A 19,138-nucleotide genomic window follows, 5' to 3' on the forward strand; every position below is an offset into this window, starting at 1 on the left:
GGGATGAGATCTTGATACGTGAACATTTGAGCATCCAGAAAATCTTTGATTTGAAAAAGTGGGAGCAGTTGCAGGATTCATTAGCATCCGTTACCCAATTAGCTATTCTTACCGTCGATTATAAAGGGAATCCCGTAACTAGCCACAGCCAATGCCAATCGTTCTGCAAGAAGGTTCGTCAGAATGAGAATCTCCTTCCCTACTGCCAAAAATGTGACTCTCGCGGTGGACTTGAAGCAGTACGTTCCAACAAACCTTATATTTATCTCTGTCATTATGACATCGTCGACATCGCGGTACCGATCATTATTGACGATAAGTACATCGGCGCCGTCATGGCAGGTCAGGTCCGCTTAGCCGATCCTTCGAGTGCCCTACAGCTGGAGCAAATCCTCACGTCAAAAAATGAAAAACTGTACAGTTCCAAATGGGAGGAACTTAAGAACGACTACGCCGATCTGCCCTCCATGACCTATCAGGAAATTCAGACGATCTCCAACATGTTATCCTTATTGTGTAATTATATTGTAGAAGAAGCCATGAACAAAAATCTTCTCGCGGAAATGTTCGAGAAGGCGTCGGCCACACATTCCACTCCGCAGTTGTCCGAGATCCTTCCTGGCTACTCGCTGGAGCATATCGAAAACCTTAAGAAAGAAATGAATAATTTCTTAGCAGATGCCTATCTGAATTCCTCAGAAGATGTGGATATTCCGTGCGGAAATCCCGTACTCAAACCCGCCTTCGAATATATCTTTGAGCACAAGGGTGAAACTTTTTCTTTGAAAGCCATGGCTGACTTGTGCCACATTAGCCCAAGCTATTTTAGTCGGCTGTTTGCCAAGGAAACGGGTGAGAACTTTTCCAGCTATCTTTCCCGCTTGAAGATTAGATGGGCGAAGCAGTTGCTCGAAGCTACAGATATTCCTGTATCTCAGATCAGTAGCGAGCTCGGCTTTAATGAGCCGGGGTATTTTATCAAAATATTCAAAAAGTATGAAGGCACAACGCCCGCGGTGTACCGAAAGTATTACAAGGGATAAAACAAACGAAAAACAGATGATTCACGGGTCTAACGTCACCATGATCATCTGTTCATAATTTTCTGCCCAAGCTACATGTTCGTGTGTACTTATCAGGCTGCCTCAGATTGTGTTTTGCGCTCAATCATCATCCCCTATTTATCAGCAATTTTATGGAGTGTTTTTTATCTTTACTGTAGTGTTTCTGACTGATCCTGGGCGTTCGTTTCATTGTGCATGGATTCCGATTTTTTCTTGCGAAATAATTTGGCAAAAAACTTGCCTATCACGCCAAACACACCTGCACAAGCAGCACCAATAAGTAGGATAACCTTAATTCCCGCGCCCTTAAAAAAAGCAATGAGTAATGCCAACAAGCCTACTTTTTTAGCTACTGCCAAGCCTGCTCCTCCCAAAATCAACCCGGTTAGGCCGTATTCGGAAATTTTGTCCGTTGAAGCATTAAATTCCTCGTACCGCTCACCTGATTTGACTGTCAGCTTGGGTAATATGTTCTCATTCAAAAACTTCTTATCTGCGTCCAAATGCGCAGGATCGGACACTAATATTGCAGAGATATAACCCTGACGAGTGAGCAAGCGAACATTATAATTGATCAGCTTTTCCTTGTTCCCATCCTCCGCCAACATAGACCAGGTTAGATTATGGGTCGCTTCATTATAAAAAGGCTCGACATCCCAGCCCGTAACATACAAGCGATCACTTTCCGCTTTTTCCTTGTTACTCTCTTCCGTCCCCTCTTTATAACTATCTAGAATAGCATCCGCATCGATATCTTCTTTTTCATCATCCTTGATGTGTCCAAGTTCATCGTATTCAAAAACAACTTCCCAATTTTGATTTTCATCTTTCGGAAATATACTCCCAATTTCCTTGCCAGATGGCTTATCATGATTCATCTCGCTTGCCTTTGCTGTGTTAGCTGCATCCAAGAAAAGAAGAGATGAGTCCAGTTCAACCGTAGCCATTTTTCCCAGATCTACCTTTCGGCCGCCCTCAATCCAATTTAATTGTTCATTGGATGAGGCCCACGCATTACCCCCACTGAGTAACACCAGACTAAGCGCCAACAGCGCTCCAAAAATCGTTTGGCCCCATTTCATTTTGTTACTACATCTGTTATCTAGTCTCTTGTTCAAAACTCATTACCCCTTTATAAATTCCAATATCTCCCGTGTACCCAACCATATTAGCCACTGCTTCATATTTTGTCAATTCACAGTAGCAAAGGGAGTTTCCGAGACTTAATACTCATTTTTATACATATGTATGCAAATATTCTAATCTAATCGAACTGAATTAATAAAATGTGAATGAACGATTAGAAAACCTCATAAAGGACAAGCACAATTGCGCAATAGCACTGCTTCTCCGTTCCAGTTTCCTACTTATGAATTCCTAAACGGGGCTTATTCCTTGATACGACAACCCCATTGACTTCTAGCTTAATTTCGAACAATCCATCTAGCATAAAAAATGTCGAATTTCATCAGATTAAGGAATGCATAATTCATCTAACAAGAGACTTTAGTCTTAGTGACTTTTTGCCTGTTTTTAGACATATGTCAACTTTTTTATTTAAAAGAATGTATAGGCTTTCATAGAGTCGATTTAATTAGAAATAAGCTAATCATTGAGTAGCCTTCTAAGAGTTCACTGCTTGTTTTGGAGACTAGGGACTATTCACCAATATTTTATAGTGTCACCATAGCGCACAACTGGTTATTCTCTACGAGAAAAAAACTTATTCCTCTCATGTTCGAGTGAAATAAGTTTTTTAAGATAAATTATAATTTTGGGCCCAATTAATTGTGTGAATTCTTTTTACAATCTGTTATTCTCGCTCTTTTAATTAGCTATTAATATCTTTATTTACATGCATTTAATCTATTAACTTCAACAATATCATTTACGTTGTATTCATCAAACTTTTCAAGAAGAGCACCAAAACCTTTTGATAGTTGAAATTCCATTTCTTCCTGATATATTGGACAAACAACTAAAAATTGTATTGTTTTATCTTTACTTAACATTAACGAGCTAAACCCTTCATCTTCACGAATAGGAGGTAATAATAGCATACAAGTGAAATTATTGTCATTTGCAATTGGTTCTGGAGGATCCCCATTAGGTATAGTGTCTCCATAACAAAACCATGTGTTTCTTTCATGCGGGAACTTGCCAAGTTTTCTTAGCCAACCAAATGGCCAATAATCTTTAAAATCTTTAATATCCTCTTTAGCCACAGGCCATGATGCCGGAAGATACATGATAAGTTCTGTATATTCCCAATCTTTATTATCTTCTGAAACTTGTGCAGGTAATAAGCTCATTCCTGACGTTATAATAGTATGAAAGTCTCTTTGGTCGTTTGCTCGAAAAATGATTAAGTTTATATTTAGACTTTCTGAAACGGTCTCTATATTTATTAAATCTGGCTCACCAATGTATTTCTTATAATGTTCTAATAATTGATTATTTATATCCAATATTATCACTTCCTCTTATAAGCAATCTCTTTGTATTGAAGTCCTCCCATAGGCTGTTAGAATACCAATAGGCTTCCTTGAGGCCACTTCCCTTTCCAACCACAAGGTATATGTCCTGAATTATATATTTCCAACAATTCTGTATGAAAGCCTGGTTTTACATACGTGCTATAGGCATATTCCATCATTGCAGTAAGCAAATCCCACTCAACGCTCTCATATATACAATTGTTTAATTTATTTCTTTCTATAAAAGTAGAAATATTTTTAAGGACTCCATCCTTAAGTAATAATTTAGCCTCCATAGTAATATTATTCCACTGTCTGTATTCTTCTCGCCAATTCTCATGTAGAGTCGAAGTTAGTTGATTTCTTATTTGGAGTCTAACATTATCCCAAGTAGAATTAACTTTTTTTTCAACATCAACCCAGTTACGTACTTGCGTAACATTAACATTGAGTGTAGCATTAATAGCATCCCCACAGTTACTGAAAAAGTCAATTTTAGATATTGTATTATCGTAAAAATCCTTTACTTCGTTCATTTTCTTCCCCTCAGTTTAGTTTTATTTTTTGAAATAAATATTTATATATAGAATTTATTTGTCCTGGTATTTTTGGTATTGGATCATCATCTTGTAAACCATATTTTAACCGTTGGCTTCTAGCTTTCTCCACTACATCTAAGGTTTGTTTTTCGGTTAATCCGGCCTTTCTCAACGATTTATATAATGCTACGTTATATTCAGCATTTGTAGGAATTAAACCTTTTTTATCCCCTTTTCTATATCTATTAAAAAATTCTTCCATAGTTTTATGTGCCATAAAATGTGGTGAACCAACATCCTTAAATGCATTGCCCTCTAATTCGATAGTATATCCTTCATCTGACGGGATTACCTGTTTGCCATTCCCATCTTTTTTAAATGCAGCATCTTGATTAAGGTGATGCTTTTGCTTCCCAGATTTATCATATTTCCACTCACCATACTTCTTAACAGTTACTTTTTCTTTACTTCCTACTGTTCCCTCAACCTTTTTCGCCGCGTTCTCTTCCATTTCCTTCATGACCTTGTTGTAATTCTTCTGCACATCCGTCTGTGGAAGTGGTCCGCTGTCCATCTTATTAACGTGCGGAACTGGCGCTCCGTTGGCTGTGGCCAACTTCCCGGGGCTGAGGCCTTCTGCCATTTTACTCAGCTGCTCATTGAACTTCTGGCCCAGTTTACTGCCGGCCTGCTCCAGCTTGGTTACAGCTTTGCCAAAGCCTGCCCCGACTGCATCTACACCTTTGCTAATCCATTGCGGTGTAACTTTGCTGCCTACTTTTTCAGCGAATCCGCCAATGGCCTTGCCTACTTTGGAATCCAGTACGCCTACGGTGACAAAACCCAATCCCGCGTCCTTTGCTACTGAGCCCCAGTTGATCTTTTCACCACTCAGCACCTGACTCGCTAGATTTTCCGCGGCATTTGTGACACCGCCGATCGCTGCTTTCCTCAGTAAGGTTCCCCCTACACCGAGAGGGCCAAAGATTGCTCCAGATACCGCCCCGATTCCCGCTTCCTTCAAGCCGGTCAGGGCATAGTCGCTGAAGTCGCTCACTTCCCCTCGGGCGATATCTGATGCGGCCAAGCTTGCTACACCCAAGCCACCCGCCAGCAGCGCTCCTCCGGCTACCGCTGCAATGACCACCGTACCCGCTCCAAGCGTCGCTACCGTAATGGCTGCTACCACGGCTACGGCTGCCACAACTGCCAAACCGCCCAAAATATTCATCCCCAGCTTGCCCCAGTTAAACGGTTCAGGGGGTGGCGGCGGTGGAGGTGGCTCGCCTTCCTTCGGTTCATCATCAAACGGCGGGTATGCAGTTCGGTCGCTACCGTCCGCCCAGACGTTTCCTCCCAACACGTGGTATTCGTTTTCTACCGAAAGCCCCGTGCTTCCTCCCGTTTGATACGCCATGACCTGGCTGGTTCCATCAATAATGATTTTCTTCGGCGTATTCAGAATGATTTCTTGCTCTGCTTCTAACGATAACTTCTTGGGACTAGTTAATTCAATCCCAGTAGCATCGTCCAGACTCATCTGCAATGTCCCACCCGGATCACCCATGATATGGATGCGACCCGGTGCCATTTTCAGCTCACTTCCATGCTCCGTTCCAAAATATCGATCATTAGGATTACTCGTTTTCGCGCAACCGTCTCCATTTGTACGAACCGCACCCAAAATCATTGCTCTGGAACCAGACGCATCTGGAAAGTACAGGCTTGCCTGTGTTCCCACCTTCGGCATACTGTACATCGCACTTCCCGTTGGGGGAGCGAACGGATACCAATGCGGCTCGGATACCCCATCATCCTTATCAATCGCCAGCCGCAGCTTCACTTCCTCTCCCCGTACCGCAATGACCTCTCCTTCCAGAGAAATTCCGATTGTTTTGGGATTGGGGATGAAATCACTGCGAATGCCCTCTGCGCGGGCCAACACATAACTGAATAGCAAATGCCCCTTTTCCATGCGGCTTCGCAATTCAGTTACAATCATTATTTTATGGCGAAATTGCACCTCGTCTCCAAGAGCATACCGTTCTCCGCTTTCAATCTCGTATTTGAAAAAGTCGGTATCATGTAGCCCGGCTGACTTTCCGCCTGCCCGCTGATAGCCCTTTAAATCCTTACTTGCCGTATATGGCGTATCCTTCCGAATTGTTCGCTGGGTGCCAGCAGGCATGCCGAAATACAGCTTCGGCGATGCGGACTCCCATATGTCGCTGACCACCACTGTATGTAAACGGCTCGCCATCCGTTTCATAAACTCCCAGTCGGTTTCATCATACTGTAAAATGGCTTCGCCTACCGACTGCTCTCCGGTCTGGTACAAGACATCACTTCGCTCATAGCCTTGAGCAAGCTTATTCACTAACTGTTTATATGTTTGTTTTTCCTCAGGAAAAGACCGCTTTCTTTTGACAATATCCAGCTCAAATGAGCCACTGATTCCTTCCAGTGTAAGTGTATACACTCCATTATGGTTCTCAACTTCTACCGTATGGACGACACCCTTAAACAAGCTGATTTCCTCTTGTCCATTCTGCGCATACACATGTAGCTGATCCTCTGAGGTCGCATTCAGCGCAGCCGTGGCATGACTCGACTCCTTACAAATGCCTGTGAGTGTAATACGCCCATGCTCACCCGGCTTCCACTCGATCTGAACATCCTTTAAGACCTGAATGGGGTAGGGGGAATCTATTCGAATCTGATCATATCCTATCATGTTTTCAAACCTCCCTTCCAGCTACTCCTCCTGCTGGCCATTCGTATGAAATTCGATAAATCCATGATATAAACAACTCTGAAATGAAGAGGTCGTCAAGGCTGGCTGGCCTTCCACCTTTGTCGGTTCTTTTGTGTTTTTCCACTTATCCGTCAGCATTGGTAGGCATGGCTTCCCTGAGATTGTGGATCCATCTTCGGCGATCAGATATATAGTCTCGGCACTCGGCTGTTCTGGACTGGTACAAATTCCAAAATGAGGGACATTCTCAGGAGAATAATCTCCTTCATTCATCATGGGTTTACCGTTAACATAAGCCCCGTGGCTGTTCGGCAAATTGATCTTTCGAGGATGCGTCCCGCAAGTGCAACGCATACAAGCCCCCCGTACGACATAATACTCATTGTCTGACATGTGCCCTTTCCCTCCCTATTTCACCTGAATTTGCTCCAAAGCGATCCCGGTATAATCACGCCGCAATATACTTTCCGCAATGTCCAAACGGACGATGATCATCGGGATAGCACTCTCCTGGATTCTAAATATCTTGTGGCCCCGAATAGCATCTGCACGTAATACCAGCTTTCTAAGCACACTTTGATCTAAATTCCATTCGCTTTCTGGATGTACTGCTGCAAGCCGCTCCACAAAAGGAATATAGTAATTCTTCTGTATCTTCTGTTCGATCTGAGTAAGTATCGTTAATTTCATAGGCATCTCCGGCACATAGGCCTGGACAAGGCGCTTTAAAGCATCTGAAATGAGTGGAATGGGACCTTCTAGATAATCAATAAAAATACTTTCTGCATCTGCCTTCACGTGAAACATCAATGGCTTGACAATATCCTCCGGCTGCAAATCATACAGCTTCCATGGATCAATCGTTTCCATCACCTTTTGTAGCGTAGGAACATGGGTATACCGCACATCCTGCTTTAAGAGGAAATAATCCATGAAGATTCCCCCTCTCGTGTCTCGGCTCCCTCACTACGCGTAAAACGGCACAATATTTCGTTATCATCTCGATATTCTCCAGCAAATATCGTGCATACATTTGCTTTTGGCATCCTTTCTAACGAAGGGGAAGCAATAAAAACTGGCATCTGGCTTTTCAAGAACTCAACAGTGAGCAGATGGTATTTGACCGCCTCAATTTGTTGAATTTGTTCAATATCCATCGTCGTGATCTTACGGGCATAATCTGATTTAAGCTTTTCCAGCTTAGTCATGCGATTGAACAGAGGCTCGAAAACAAAGTCTGCCGACCATTCCACAGCGCATTCAGTCTCATCCAGAAACCAATTTTCATCATAGGCATCTATACGATAAACCGCTTTATTTTTCCTAACACAAGTTCTGAGCAAGGAGATATAAATGTATCGAATATCCCCCTTACGACCTTGCTCGTGCTGAAGGGTAGCGAGCTGGCATAGCGACTCTAAAGCTGCTATAAGCTCGTCTTCAATGGCTTGCTGGCGCGTCAGAAAGTTGTTTTCAATAAGAGCCAAATCATGTATCCATTCCGTAAATACGTGCTTTTCCAGCAAATCCTGCAACGCAGCATCCCGATCCATGAGCTTCATTCAATGTTCACCTTTCCCCCGGTTAATCTCACATCATCCATGATGTCGAGTTTGGCTCCGGATTGAATAAAACTTACGCCTTCTTTCCCCTCCATAATAATTTTCGCTCCCCCTGTAATTTGGATATCTTCCTGAGCAGACAGGGTTATTTTTTTGTTACTGTTAATTTCGATCCCGCCTTCATCCGTGAGACGCATGAGCATTTGCCCACTGTTGATAATTTCTACTGCACCAGGCTTGAAAACGACTTGTTTACCGTATTTAGTGCTGATACTCTTGACCGCAGGATCACTTCTTTTAACGGGATCAGAGGAGGCAAGATCGACAGAACTGGCGGCAAAAGCATGCTGCTCCCGTTCATCCGGAAAGTACAGACGAATTTGATCACCTGCTTCCGGCATAACATACCAACCGCTGCCATCAGGAGAAGAATAAACCGTAGAATAGGGAAACCACATAGCCCCGGATGCAGTCGAGCCTTGATCAATTTCCAGCTTGATTTTTACTTTTTCTTTGGAAATATCAATTACCTTGCCAAACAGAGAGGCTCCTGAAAGATCATAGGCATAGACGGTTGGGCATTTTAACCCATGTGCATCCCGTAAAATGTAACGATTAACGATCAGATTTCCTTCCGTGGTCGTCTCCGCCCTAGCTATGTAAAGCGTTCTTCTATGAAAAATGACGGAACTGCCCAGCTCTAGCACTTTGTTGCTGGTCACTTCATAACTCAAGCTGTTAGACTCACCGTATTCCGGCAGTCCGTTACGGGACATGAGCTTGTGCTCCTTCAAGTCTTTTTTTATGGAATAGTTATGTTCGTTCAGCGGTTGAGGGGCACTAGAATGGGGGATACCAATCACATATTTCAATCCTTGTTGCATCGTAATTGGAATTAAAGCAGCATGCAGCCGAGAAGCAATTCTTTTGACAAAAGCCCAGTCCGTTTCATTGTATTGCACTAACAATTCACCGATAGCTGCGCCATGAGAAGCCTCGTCAATCACTTCTGCATCAGTATATGAACTTGTAACATGCGAAAATAGATTGTTATATGATTCCGCTGTTTTTTGGAATGAACGACGTTTGGGGCGAATGTCCATTATTAAGGTTTCACTGCTAGCCTCAATCGTAAGCTCGCGTACTCCGTTTACAGCTTTTACAGCAATATTCGTGACGATTCCCTGAAAAAGCCGGATCTCCTTGCCTTCACTTTTTAAGAAGACTTCGATGTGCTCATCTTCATCTGCTTTTTCTACGTATTGATCCAGCTTGTCCTCCGAAACAATTCCACGTATGCAGAAGCTCACATGTTCGTTTAACTGTTTAATGAGATGGATACTTAATACACGTTGAAACTGATAAGGGGCCACCTGAACATCTGCTGTGGTGTAAATGGGGTTACTCATTCATATCCCTCCTTTTCTGCCTCGTCAACCGTTTGAATGGTGCGTATCATCTGTAGGGCGACATCCCGCCATTCAGCATACTGCTTATACGGACAACAAAATGTTCCCATGACCGTCTTTCCTTCCAGCTCAAAGTAGAACATATTGTGGTAGATGGGCTGGTCCAGCGCAGGACTTTTAAAGTCAAAATAGCCAATCTGCTTACCATGTACCTCTTCTATTTTTTCTTCATAAAATACATGGGCAGGATTCATATTTTTCATCATTGCCTTCATGCCAGAAGTGAGCTGTTCCACCCATTCATCTTGTAGCGTCTGGTCCACCCGATTCAGGGTAACATCCACACTGCCCAAATCATTCGTCAAAATCATTTCTGGACGTTGCTCATGAGGATATTTAATCTTTTGCAAATGCTTGGGCATTGGAGTAAAGATAGAGGGGACATGCATTTTCAGCCGACCCTTAAAGAAAGACCGCTCTTCAAACACATAGGATTGACCGTCAATGATTATGGGTCCTGCTAAAATATTGTTAGGCCTCTTCAGCTTCTCCATCTCACGGAGCTGATCCAAAATCTTTTCATCCTCATATTTCATAATGCACACTCCTCTACCTGATTTTCTAATCCACAATCATCCGTCCGGCTCCGCCGCCCTGCCAACGGCCTGCTGTTCGTTTTCCACGTCCGGCGCCTTCTAGAATAAGAACTAGCTGTCTATGCAACTGAGCATGAGAATAATCTCTGTATTCCGCACCATTTCGGTTTGCGATGTAATGCTGAATGGACTCCCTGTCTACGGCTTCTGAGTTCAGGCATATGAGGGCAAACATACAATCCATCGGATCGGATGCACCACTTTTAAGCAGCTCGGATGCGAAGTAGCGCATCGTCTCCGGGCGCAATGTACTCTGCTTCAAACCCGCAAAAGGAGCATGGATATCACTCCATGTATTGAATTCCGTTGCCATGTCGGCAAAATCCTGATAATCCGAGCGAAGCACGGCTCCCTCTTTGAGCTTGAATCGGCCCAGCTCCATCTCATCCAGACCGATTTCTGCCTCATCCTCCAGCACGATATCTGCATGATGGGCTGTGAAATCCGGGCGATCTGTTTGTTCCAAAAAGAGCAGCTTCAACACCGACAGCCGCCCTGTGGCCGCATACGGCACTTCCTGCTCCTGCTCCAGCAGATACAATCTACCCTTGTGCTTCACGATGCCTCTACCAATGGTTAGCGTGTACTCCCCGACAGTTACGTTCATTCCTGTAATGATGCCATCCGAATAATCCTGATACCGGATATCGAGAAAGCTGCGGGGGTAGTCCCGCAGGTTCTCTAGCATCTCGGTTTTGAGAATACGGCCTTTCTCGAACTTCGGCACGATATGGGTTAACATGTGGTTTCCTCCTCTCCGTGCCGATTTCGGCACAAGTGTCGCCCGGCACCTCAGTAATGACATTGCGTAGCAACGTTATGCGCCAGCCGGGTCGCTCTGCGACGTCATTACTGCTCTTCTTTATTCAAGGGAACGGACAACCGATTCACACCGGGTGCAGGAGCCGGGACAGGCATCTCTGTCAGCGATGGATTTTGCTTAATATACTCAGAGTAGTCCAGCCAATTTTTGTTCACCACATAGGTACGAGCGATTTTGTCATGCAGCGCCTGCTTTTTTTCAGTGAAAGCTGCCATGATATAGCCTACAAATATAGTGACTAAGCTAATGATTTTACCCCAGTAGCGGGCGTTGGCCCGTCCGAAAGATATTTTTTCATTATTTTCATCCGCAACGACAATCCCCGCAGCCAGCTTGCCGACCGTTCCTCTGCATTTTGATGATTCCATGATGGTGTGGTAAAGCCAATCCAATAAAAGAGGGCCAAAAATAATAATAGCTCCCAAAATTCTCACCGACACATCGTCTAAGTGTGAAACAAACTCCGAAAAATTCGGCATTTTTACGAACGCAGAGACAAACCCTATCGTCACAAACGGCAACGTATCAATCAAACGAATAGTCACAAATAAAATAGTATAATCTAGCAAATGGGCTAAAAATCTTTTCCAAAAACCAGCGTACATCCTACTGCTCCTCCTGTTTAAAGCCTGCTGTTCATCAGAATCTTTGAATCTGTGTGCCAACCTAAATGTTACATTCCAGCTCCGCGCCCAGCCTGCTCACGAAGGATATAATTCAGCTCGCGTTTGTCCACAACGTAGGTACGGGCAATCAGATCGTGGAGAGCCTGTTTTCTCGCCGTAAAGGCTGCCATAATAAAGCCGGCGAACAAAATGATGACTGATAGAAGCTTACTCCAGTAGCGGGCACTAGCACGTCCAAAGCTGAGCTTGTGATTAAACTCATCTACTACAACGATGCCGAGAGCCAGCTTGCCCACCGTGGCTTTGCATTTCGATGATTCCATAAGCGCATAATATAGCCATATAGCTCCCCAATTCAGCAAGGTCTGTCCTATTACTTTCATGGTAACAATAGAAGACGATCCGTCTGAGAGCAAAGAGCTTTCTGCCGGAGACGGTACCCAATCCCCTAAGGTCCGAATTACCATCCAGATCAATCCAAATATTAAAAATACAAACCATAGAATAAGGCCATCGATGATATAAGCCAAAGTTCGTTTCCAAAAACCTGCATACAGCACGTTATCCCCTCCAAGTGTTGTGTACTTTTCTAATTTCAGCATTTTGCAAAACCCTTAATTTACTATTTCGTGCCGTCAAAGAAATCCAGCTCGGAGAGATCATTCTCGAAGGCAAAAAAGCGTTTGGGTCCCAGATGCAGCAATTCATCTCGGCGAGTAATCGGCACTACATAAAAGCCCCAGCGGCTATCTCCGACAAAAACAAAATATTTCGTTTCCCCATTACGGATGGAGTCCGTATCATCCTGCGGGATATCCCGCCCGTACAGCACTGCAATTTCCTCATACGGCATGGGTTCAAAAGCTTCTGGCCGACTACGATACACATGGCGCTGACGCAGCTTGCCGCCGTCGGCCGTCAGGAAGAACTCCACCTCAGCCGCATGAGACGGCCGGGAAATAGAACCGCGTACCCGATTGCTTTCCAAACTCGCAATCAGCTCCTTCTCGCGTCCCGTATGCGTCCATGCGCTGACCGTGTACGGAATAGCCGGAATATGATTGGTAATGACAGGCTCAATCGTGCCCATTTTTTTAGCGTTCAGGTAACGGATAGCCCCGCGCAGACAGGCCATTTTCAACTCAGGTACCCGGCTGAGGTCCTCTGCCTTTTGACGAAACTCAATACTGCGCCCCGGTACAAATTCCTTGAGTGCTTCGCGAAATACGTCAATCCGGCAGGATTGCCCGGTTAGCTTGATAATCGAATAATCCTGCAAGCGTCCCTCCAGATAAAACTCATCCAGAAACTTGCGCACAATATTGTAGATGTCCGCCTTAAGAAGCTGCTGTATTTCCCGAATGTTAAACACCACATCAGGCAAACCATATTCATCACGAAACCGTCCGTTCTCGATGACTGAAACCAGCCAACGGTCCATCACTGCAATGTTCAGGTCGCTTTCAGCAGATAATACCTGCTCGGATTCGAAGCGGCTGCGCAAGATCCCCGTACGTAGAAAAAATTCCTTTTTCATATTTTCTGCCGCGCTCCACAATAGATGAAAATTACTCAGTACCCGCTGATATTCATCCCGTGTAGCATGCTCATACTGTTTGAACGCAGTAGGCAAGATGGCCTCTGCCTCTCGGTAGCGCTCCTCCAGTCCCGCATATACAGCATCTACACCAAACTCATCCACATGACGGTACAAATCTCCCGAAGGAATGCCGATCAGGGCATCAATATCGGTGTCAGGCAAACGCGTCTCGGCAGCATAATAACCTGCAAATACAATTTTCATAAACTGCATAATCCGATACGTCAGATTATTGCCGCCAAAGTTGGTATCCCCGTTTTCATATGTTGTGTGAATATCCAGCTTGTAAGCAATACGTCCGTCCTCAATTCGGAATCGGCAGGAAGACAAATCTGTCGTGCCTCCACCACAATCAATAACAAGTGCCTGGTACTCATCACCGTCCGCAAAAGTCCCTCGTTCCATCTGGTCTGCCAGCGTGTTGTACAGCACAGCCAGCCCTTCGTCCAGCGCATCCTCCGCTTCAATCTGGTAATCAGGCAAAATATCACTAAACATCTCTATAAACTGGGGCTGCAGCTTTACCGGAGCAGAAAAGTGCAGGTTGCGGAACCGACACTTAAATTGCTGCTCGGCTGTAGCAATCACATAACGGATAAAAGCAGCTAAAATATCACTGCGGGAAGCGGTTGCTGTATTCCCCTCGGAATCCATTAATTCCTCAATTCGCTTATAATCGTTGACCCACCGCTTGATCCCCCGCAATACTGTTGCACGGCTTCCTGCCACGTCAGATCCACGTAGTGCATCCTCCCCAAATACATAAAGGATATGTTCTGGATTGGAGCAATCTGCGACGCGAATAGCAGTCGGCAATACTTCGATCCAGTCGCCTTCTGCCCCTTCTGGGCCGGGGAATGACACATAATTGATGGCGTTCAGCCTTACTGTGCTGCTCATACCTGTATCAGGAGCCGTAACGTAGGAGCTATCCAAATAAGCACCTGCTGTGGTGTTCGAGGTGCCAAAATCAATCGCAAGTACCGCATCTGTAGTTTCCGTGCCCCGAATGATCAGCTCTGCCACCGGAATCCGGTGACCTTGAAGCTTCAGCGGCAGCATTGGCTTATCTCCATAGTAGAGGTTATAAAAATATTCTGATTCCTGTCTTCGCAGAAACAGCAGGCTATAACTATGATTGGACGTCTCTCGCAGTTCAGCATCACGATGACGAGAAAGATAATATACGCCTGTTCGTGTCTCATCCTTCACCAAATTCAAAACACCGCACAGTTCTCCTGTTGCATTCACCAGCAGCACATTAGATGAGCTCAGCCAAGGCAAATCGGATTTAATCCGGTAGTTGTCCATGCGACCTGTGCGTACACCCTGATACAGCGTGATTTTGGCGGGAACCCGGATGCCGCTGCTCTCCTGCCGACGGTCGTTCCAGTTTCGCTGTAGTGCCGATTCCATGCGTTCAAAGCCGCCAGGATTTGGCCTTGTGATGAGTAAATGCTCTTCCGCGCTCCGAAAACGTAAAATCACGCGAATCAACTCTTCACGTGCCAGGCGATTGGCAAAGCCCTCGACCAGTCGTTCCTTATCGCATATTCCGCGTAACTGAAAGGTCGTCATTTGCTCCAATTCCGCCCGCGTGTATTTCGCCGTGAAGCGTATGCTTTTTCGATCGGTGAGCGGGTCTAGCAACCTGTATGTATAGGGTCCGTTCATCGTTCACATGTCCTTTCTTAGCCATTTAGCCTTAATAGAGGGCGATAGCGTCTATTTTCATCGTAGGATCTTCCTCCAAAATGCCGAAATGACTTGTCCAATACAATTCCGTCGTAAAACGTGCCGGAAGAAACAAATCCAGAATCAAATCCACTTTAATCCGTGACAATGGTGTCTCCTCTTGGCCGATATAGATGAGCAGTTCGTCTTTTTCCTCACAATTGGTGTAAATGATTGAGCGATGAAAGACGCGCCGCATCGTTTCTTTTAGCAAATGTACGGCTTCTCCCGTCTCATACAGGCGCAGCAATCCTTCAGCAATCGCGTCCTGATCCTCACGGTTTAATTGTCCAAAGCCTTCCTTTACCTTCGGGCCAAAAATGCCCTCTGCAATATCACGCTGAACAAACCGGATATGGTACTCCCGCCGATTCATCCCTTGATACAAGTCCATTTCCGCCAGGAAATGCATCATAATATCAAATAGCGATTCTCTCAGCTCTAGATACTCTTCAGCATCCGGTGGAAACAGATCCCGAAAAATAGAATAAAAGCGGTAGTACGGATTGATTTCCACTACCTGCTCCAAATGGGAAGTATTCAACTCTGCCAGACTAAGCTCCATATACGGAGAGTAGCTGACAGCGGGTACGAAGCGGAATTTATCTACATCCAGCCCCTGTTCCCTCGCGCGCATGAGCAAATCCCAGACGTAATTCACACCCATTCTCCTTCACACTTGTACTCCGGAAAATACATCTGCACTTCCGATACTAGAAAGCTCATCAAATCGGATAAAATATAAGCAGGTGCGACTGGCAAAACATCCTCAGAACCACGTCTGAACGCCAAACGCATGATCTGCTTTCCCTCCTCAGTCCGCACGTTATCGCTGACAAACGGATTTAACGGATACGTCTGGGTTTTGGTTAAAAGGTTGCTTACATCATTTCTCCCTGTACCTCCCCAGATGTCCACACGTTCCAGCTCCAGCCCCTGCGCTGCTTCAAAAGAATTTACGATGCGCGTGATTTCCGCTTTGGCACGGACAATCACGGCCTGTTTTCCAGCATAGCGACCCAAAAAGCTGTCCTGTCGCCGATTGGACAATACCGGATAAGTCTGACGACTAAGTCTTGTCGTAACTGGCTTCGTAACCTTCAACACATTCCATTCGCCAGATTTATCACGTGGTGTGACAATCGTCAGTTCCTCTTCTGTACGCTTGATATACCGGATATCGCCTTCAGTCCCGTCAATCAGGTACCCATGCTCAGGTCCTGTTTTACGCAAAGGCAGCACATGCTCATAGTTCACACGATCCATAGCTGGTATAGGAAAACCGCTGTTTTTTAGAGCCAGCCTTTCAATGTTCCAAAGCGGAAAAACGTCGCCCTTCTTATAAACGTCGAATTCTTCCAATGAAATTGTAATTTCATGAATTTCCTCATGGGCGGCTGGCTCGCCGTCTCCTCCAATCAATACACAATCGACAAATTTATAAGCGTACGGGTGATTAATCGTTTTCCACGGCATGCCATTTTGCATAAACGTATGATATAGCTGCTCAATCTCCAAGATATAAGAACGGTTGTGCTCCAGACGAAAACGAATCGGATAGTTTCCGGTTTCCGTTACTAACATTCCTGAGAAAATTCGCTTGCTGCGTACCAGTGCTAAGATTCGTTCGGTCTCCATCTCGAGAAAAAGCGTAAACAGCGGCATCGCCCCGCCTTCGCGTACCACCTCTGCCACACGACTGATGTCCACCTGTTTTTCCTCTGTATCGGACGGTAACACAGGATATAAAAATTCATGAATCGGGTCATAGTCCTCACGCGATGTCAATGACACGTACACATCAAACTTTTCTTCCGTATTCTCAATTTCCTCAAATACCCGCCGTTCTAGCTGGCGGGTCATTTCTTCCTGATATTCGACGAGGTTCATAAATACCCCAGCCATCATATTTTTCAGTAAACGTCTCTGCTCTAAATCGTCCATCTTGCTCAAACGGTCCTGCACCAGTTCTTTCACGACGTCTCACTCCTTTCCGGCTCCAGCATTCATTGAACATGAAAAACTTAACTTCCGTTCGCAGCAGCCCGATCTTGGCTCTCTGAATCAGACGCCCCTGCTGCTTTAGAAGCGGAATCAGCAGTTCCTTGCTCTTTGCTGGTGTCCGCCTTGGCCGAAGAAGCATTTCCATCGCCCGTACCACTGCTCTTTGTAGCCGAAGAGGCTTCCTTCTTCGCGGGTGTAGTACCCGCTGAAGCCGTTGGCGCAGCCTTCGTTTGCGATTCTGCAGCAGCGGAAGGCGAAGCTTCGCTCGCTGTGTCCCCTGCGTCCGTGTCGTTCAACGCTCCGTCAGACAATCCCAATCCAGCAGGAAGCTGACCGTTTTTCTGCTGCTCAGCGCTCTGCTTTTCCTCCGCCTTGGCTATGCTCCGCTCCAATGCCAGAACACTTTCGAGCTTATCGATCTCCTGATAAATTTCCTGTGCCCCGCTATAGGCATCAATGGCTCCTTCATAATCGAGATCCTTCATCATTCGATCTCCTTTAGCCTGAAGCTTGCCAGCTTGAATCTCCTTGAGCTGCTGCTGAATAGCAGTCAATTTATCGTTGGCCTCGGTAATTTTCTTCTCCAGTTCTTTTTGCGCAGACGTATAACCGGATTCCATCGCAGCCTTATTTGCTTTTTTGTACAGCTTGAGTGCATTCGTGTAATCGCCGCCCTGAAATTTCAAATCTCCGTCCTTCATCCAGCTCGCCGTCTCAGCATAGCTGTCCAGTTGGTCGATTTTATGCTCAATATCCTTCACATTGAAAGGCGGGTACAGACCAGCGCTTTTCCGTGCTTTCTCGTAGCTGGCTTCAGCTTTGGTAAAGTCCGCCTTTTCCACGTAGCCGTCTCCGTCCACCAGTAATTGAGATAGTTTCTGCTCGGCTGTATATAGTCGCTTATGAATCTTATCGTTAATTTTAACCGCCGCGTTTTTCGCTTCACTGTAGGACTTGAGTGCCTTCGCATAATCTCCTGCCCTGGCGTAATCATCCGCGGCCTGTGCCGATTCGACCATCGTTTCCAGCGCAGCCGCCTTGTTCGCTGCCATACGCGCCAGTGTAATCCATGCTCCCCCGCCCACAACAATAAAGATAAGCAAAGCAAGCAAAATCCGTTTGATCAGCTTGCGGCGGTTTTTAGGCTTTTCCTGGAAAACTTTATTTACATAAATGGCCGCAGCCGTGTAATTATTCACCGTCCGGCGCTGCTTGCTCAGCAGAACCTCTTCCAACGTATCCGTCAGCATGACCGGATCCTTCGCTTCCTCTAGCGCCCCCAGCATTTCCGCCAGCTCAACGTCCTCCCACATCCCGGATGTGGCGAGCAGGATTACATCTCCATCTGCAAGCTGGGTCTTTTTGGCGTAATGGGCATGAACTCCATTCGGATTTCCCAAGTATTCCAGCAGATTACCTCGTTCCTCATGTGTGCTGGTCGCTTCGTCTGGAATGCGTCCATCATCTGCCAATGACTGAGCCAGACTATGATCCTTGCTGCGAAAATTAAGCCTTCCATTGCGAAAATGATATAGCCGCACATTACCGCACGAAACGTACACCATTTTGTTGTAGTTGGTCACTACCATCAGCAGACTGGCTTTGAGCCGAACACGACGGCTTTCAAATTGCAGCCATTCCTGCGCTTCACGCAGATCTCTCATCAAGCGCCGCTTGGACATGGAAGGCTTCTCCATGAAGTTTTCCAGCACCGTTTTGACAACCATTTCTGCGCTGCGCAGCTCCTGATCCGAATCCAGACCGTCTGCGAGGACATAACAGGCCATGTCGTCCGTCTCCATGAATGCAAAATAGTCCCGGTTGTCTATGTAAGAGCCCGCTTCCGACACAAAGGCGGTACTAAAATCGCTGTTGTCCTTGCGCATCGC

17 protein-coding genes are annotated in these 19,138 nt (G+C 45.6%); 1 reads left to right on the top strand and 16 read right to left on the bottom strand.

Features of this window, described 5'->3' with window-relative positions; translation table 11 throughout:
• Positions 1-11 precede the first annotated feature (11 nt).
• Positions 12-1,043, top strand: a complete 1,032-nt coding sequence (locus NSS94_RS17955) for a PocR ligand-binding domain-containing protein (RefSeq protein WP_322252139.1) — start codon at positions 12-14, stop codon at positions 1,041-1,043.
• A gap of 170 nt (positions 1,044-1,213) precedes the next feature.
• Here NSS94_RS17955 and NSS94_RS17960 read toward each other — a convergent pair whose 3' ends face one another.
• The 16 genes from NSS94_RS17960 to NSS94_RS18035 form a co-directional block, all read right to left on the bottom strand.
• On the bottom strand, positions 1,214-2,146 hold the full coding sequence (locus NSS94_RS17960) for a DUF2167 domain-containing protein (RefSeq protein ID WP_340933956.1): 933 nt from the start codon (positions 2,144-2,146) through the stop codon (positions 1,214-1,216).
• 765 nt (positions 2,147-2,911) lie between these two features.
• A complete protein-coding gene (locus tag NSS94_RS17965; RefSeq protein ID WP_051718019.1) occupies positions 2,912-3,532 on the bottom strand; it encodes a suppressor of fused domain protein in 621 nt (206 codons plus the stop codon).
• A gap of 56 nt (positions 3,533-3,588) precedes the next feature.
• Positions 3,589-4,077: a hypothetical protein gene (locus NSS94_RS17970; RefSeq protein ID WP_029515665.1), complete on the bottom strand. Its 489-nt coding sequence runs from the start codon at positions 4,075-4,077 to the stop codon at positions 3,589-3,591.
• Positions 4,078-4,087: 10 nt separating this feature from the next.
• Positions 4,088-6,814, bottom strand: a complete 2,727-nt coding sequence (locus NSS94_RS17975) for a hypothetical protein (protein WP_341039824.1) — start codon at positions 6,812-6,814, stop codon at positions 4,088-4,090.
• A gap of 21 nt (positions 6,815-6,835) precedes the next feature.
• Positions 6,836-7,228 (bottom strand): DUF4280 domain-containing protein, encoded by a 393-nt coding sequence (locus NSS94_RS17980; protein WP_069012500.1) that lies wholly within the window; start codon positions 7,226-7,228, stop codon positions 6,836-6,838.
• Positions 7,229-7,243: 15 nt separating this feature from the next.
• Entirely contained in the window at positions 7,244-7,768 is a 525-nt protein-coding gene (locus NSS94_RS17985; RefSeq protein ID WP_341039826.1) for a hypothetical protein, read from the bottom strand.
• Complete coding sequence (locus tag NSS94_RS17990; RefSeq protein WP_341039828.1) at positions 7,750-8,397, bottom strand: hypothetical protein; 648 nt, start codon at positions 8,395-8,397, stop codon at positions 7,750-7,752. Before NSS94_RS17990 ends, NSS94_RS17985 begins: the two co-directional genes overlap by 19 nt.
• Positions 8,394-9,806: a phage tail protein gene (locus NSS94_RS17995; protein ID WP_318627527.1), complete on the bottom strand. Its 1,413-nt coding sequence runs from the start codon at positions 9,804-9,806 to the stop codon at positions 8,394-8,396. The genes NSS94_RS17990 and NSS94_RS17995 overlap by 4 nt, the downstream gene beginning before the upstream one ends.
• On the bottom strand, positions 9,803-10,402 hold the full coding sequence (locus NSS94_RS18000; RefSeq protein ID WP_341039831.1) for a hypothetical protein: 600 nt from the start codon (positions 10,400-10,402) through the stop codon (positions 9,803-9,805). Before NSS94_RS18000 ends, NSS94_RS17995 begins: the two co-directional genes overlap by 4 nt.
• Positions 10,403-10,427: 25 nt before the next feature.
• Complete coding sequence (locus NSS94_RS18005; protein ID WP_029515673.1) at positions 10,428-11,204, bottom strand: hypothetical protein; 777 nt, start codon at positions 11,202-11,204, stop codon at positions 10,428-10,430.
• A gap of 107 nt (positions 11,205-11,311) precedes the next feature.
• Positions 11,312-11,890, bottom strand: a complete 579-nt coding sequence (locus tag NSS94_RS18010; RefSeq protein WP_029515674.1) for an RDD family protein — start codon at positions 11,888-11,890, stop codon at positions 11,312-11,314.
• A 68-nt stretch (positions 11,891-11,958) separates the two neighbouring features.
• On the bottom strand, positions 11,959-12,471 hold the full coding sequence (locus tag NSS94_RS18015; protein WP_029515675.1) for an RDD family protein: 513 nt from the start codon (positions 12,469-12,471) through the stop codon (positions 11,959-11,961).
• Between the two features lie 62 nt (positions 12,472-12,533).
• Complete coding sequence (locus NSS94_RS18020; RefSeq protein ID WP_341039833.1) at positions 12,534-15,185, bottom strand: molecular chaperone; 2,652 nt, start codon at positions 15,183-15,185, stop codon at positions 12,534-12,536.
• Between the two features lie 31 nt (positions 15,186-15,216).
• Positions 15,217-15,906, bottom strand: coding sequence for an iron-dependent peroxidase (locus NSS94_RS18025; RefSeq protein ID WP_134902813.1), 690 nt, complete (start codon positions 15,904-15,906; stop codon positions 15,217-15,219).
• On the bottom strand, positions 15,903-17,222 hold the full coding sequence (locus tag NSS94_RS18030; RefSeq protein ID WP_341039835.1) for a normocyte-binding protein: 1,320 nt from the start codon (positions 17,220-17,222) through the stop codon (positions 15,903-15,905). The genes NSS94_RS18025 and NSS94_RS18030 overlap by 4 nt, the downstream gene beginning before the upstream one ends.
• Before the next feature lie 47 nt (positions 17,223-17,269).
• Complete coding sequence (locus tag NSS94_RS18035; RefSeq protein ID WP_341039837.1) at positions 17,270-19,135, bottom strand: serine/threonine protein phosphatase; 1,866 nt, start codon at positions 19,133-19,135, stop codon at positions 17,270-17,272.
• Between the last annotated feature and the right edge of the window lie 3 nt (positions 19,136-19,138).

The organism is Paenibacillus sp. FSL L8-0644, assembly GCF_038008165.1.
GTDB lineage: Bacteria > Bacillota > Bacilli > Paenibacillales > Paenibacillaceae > Paenibacillus > Paenibacillus polymyxa_D.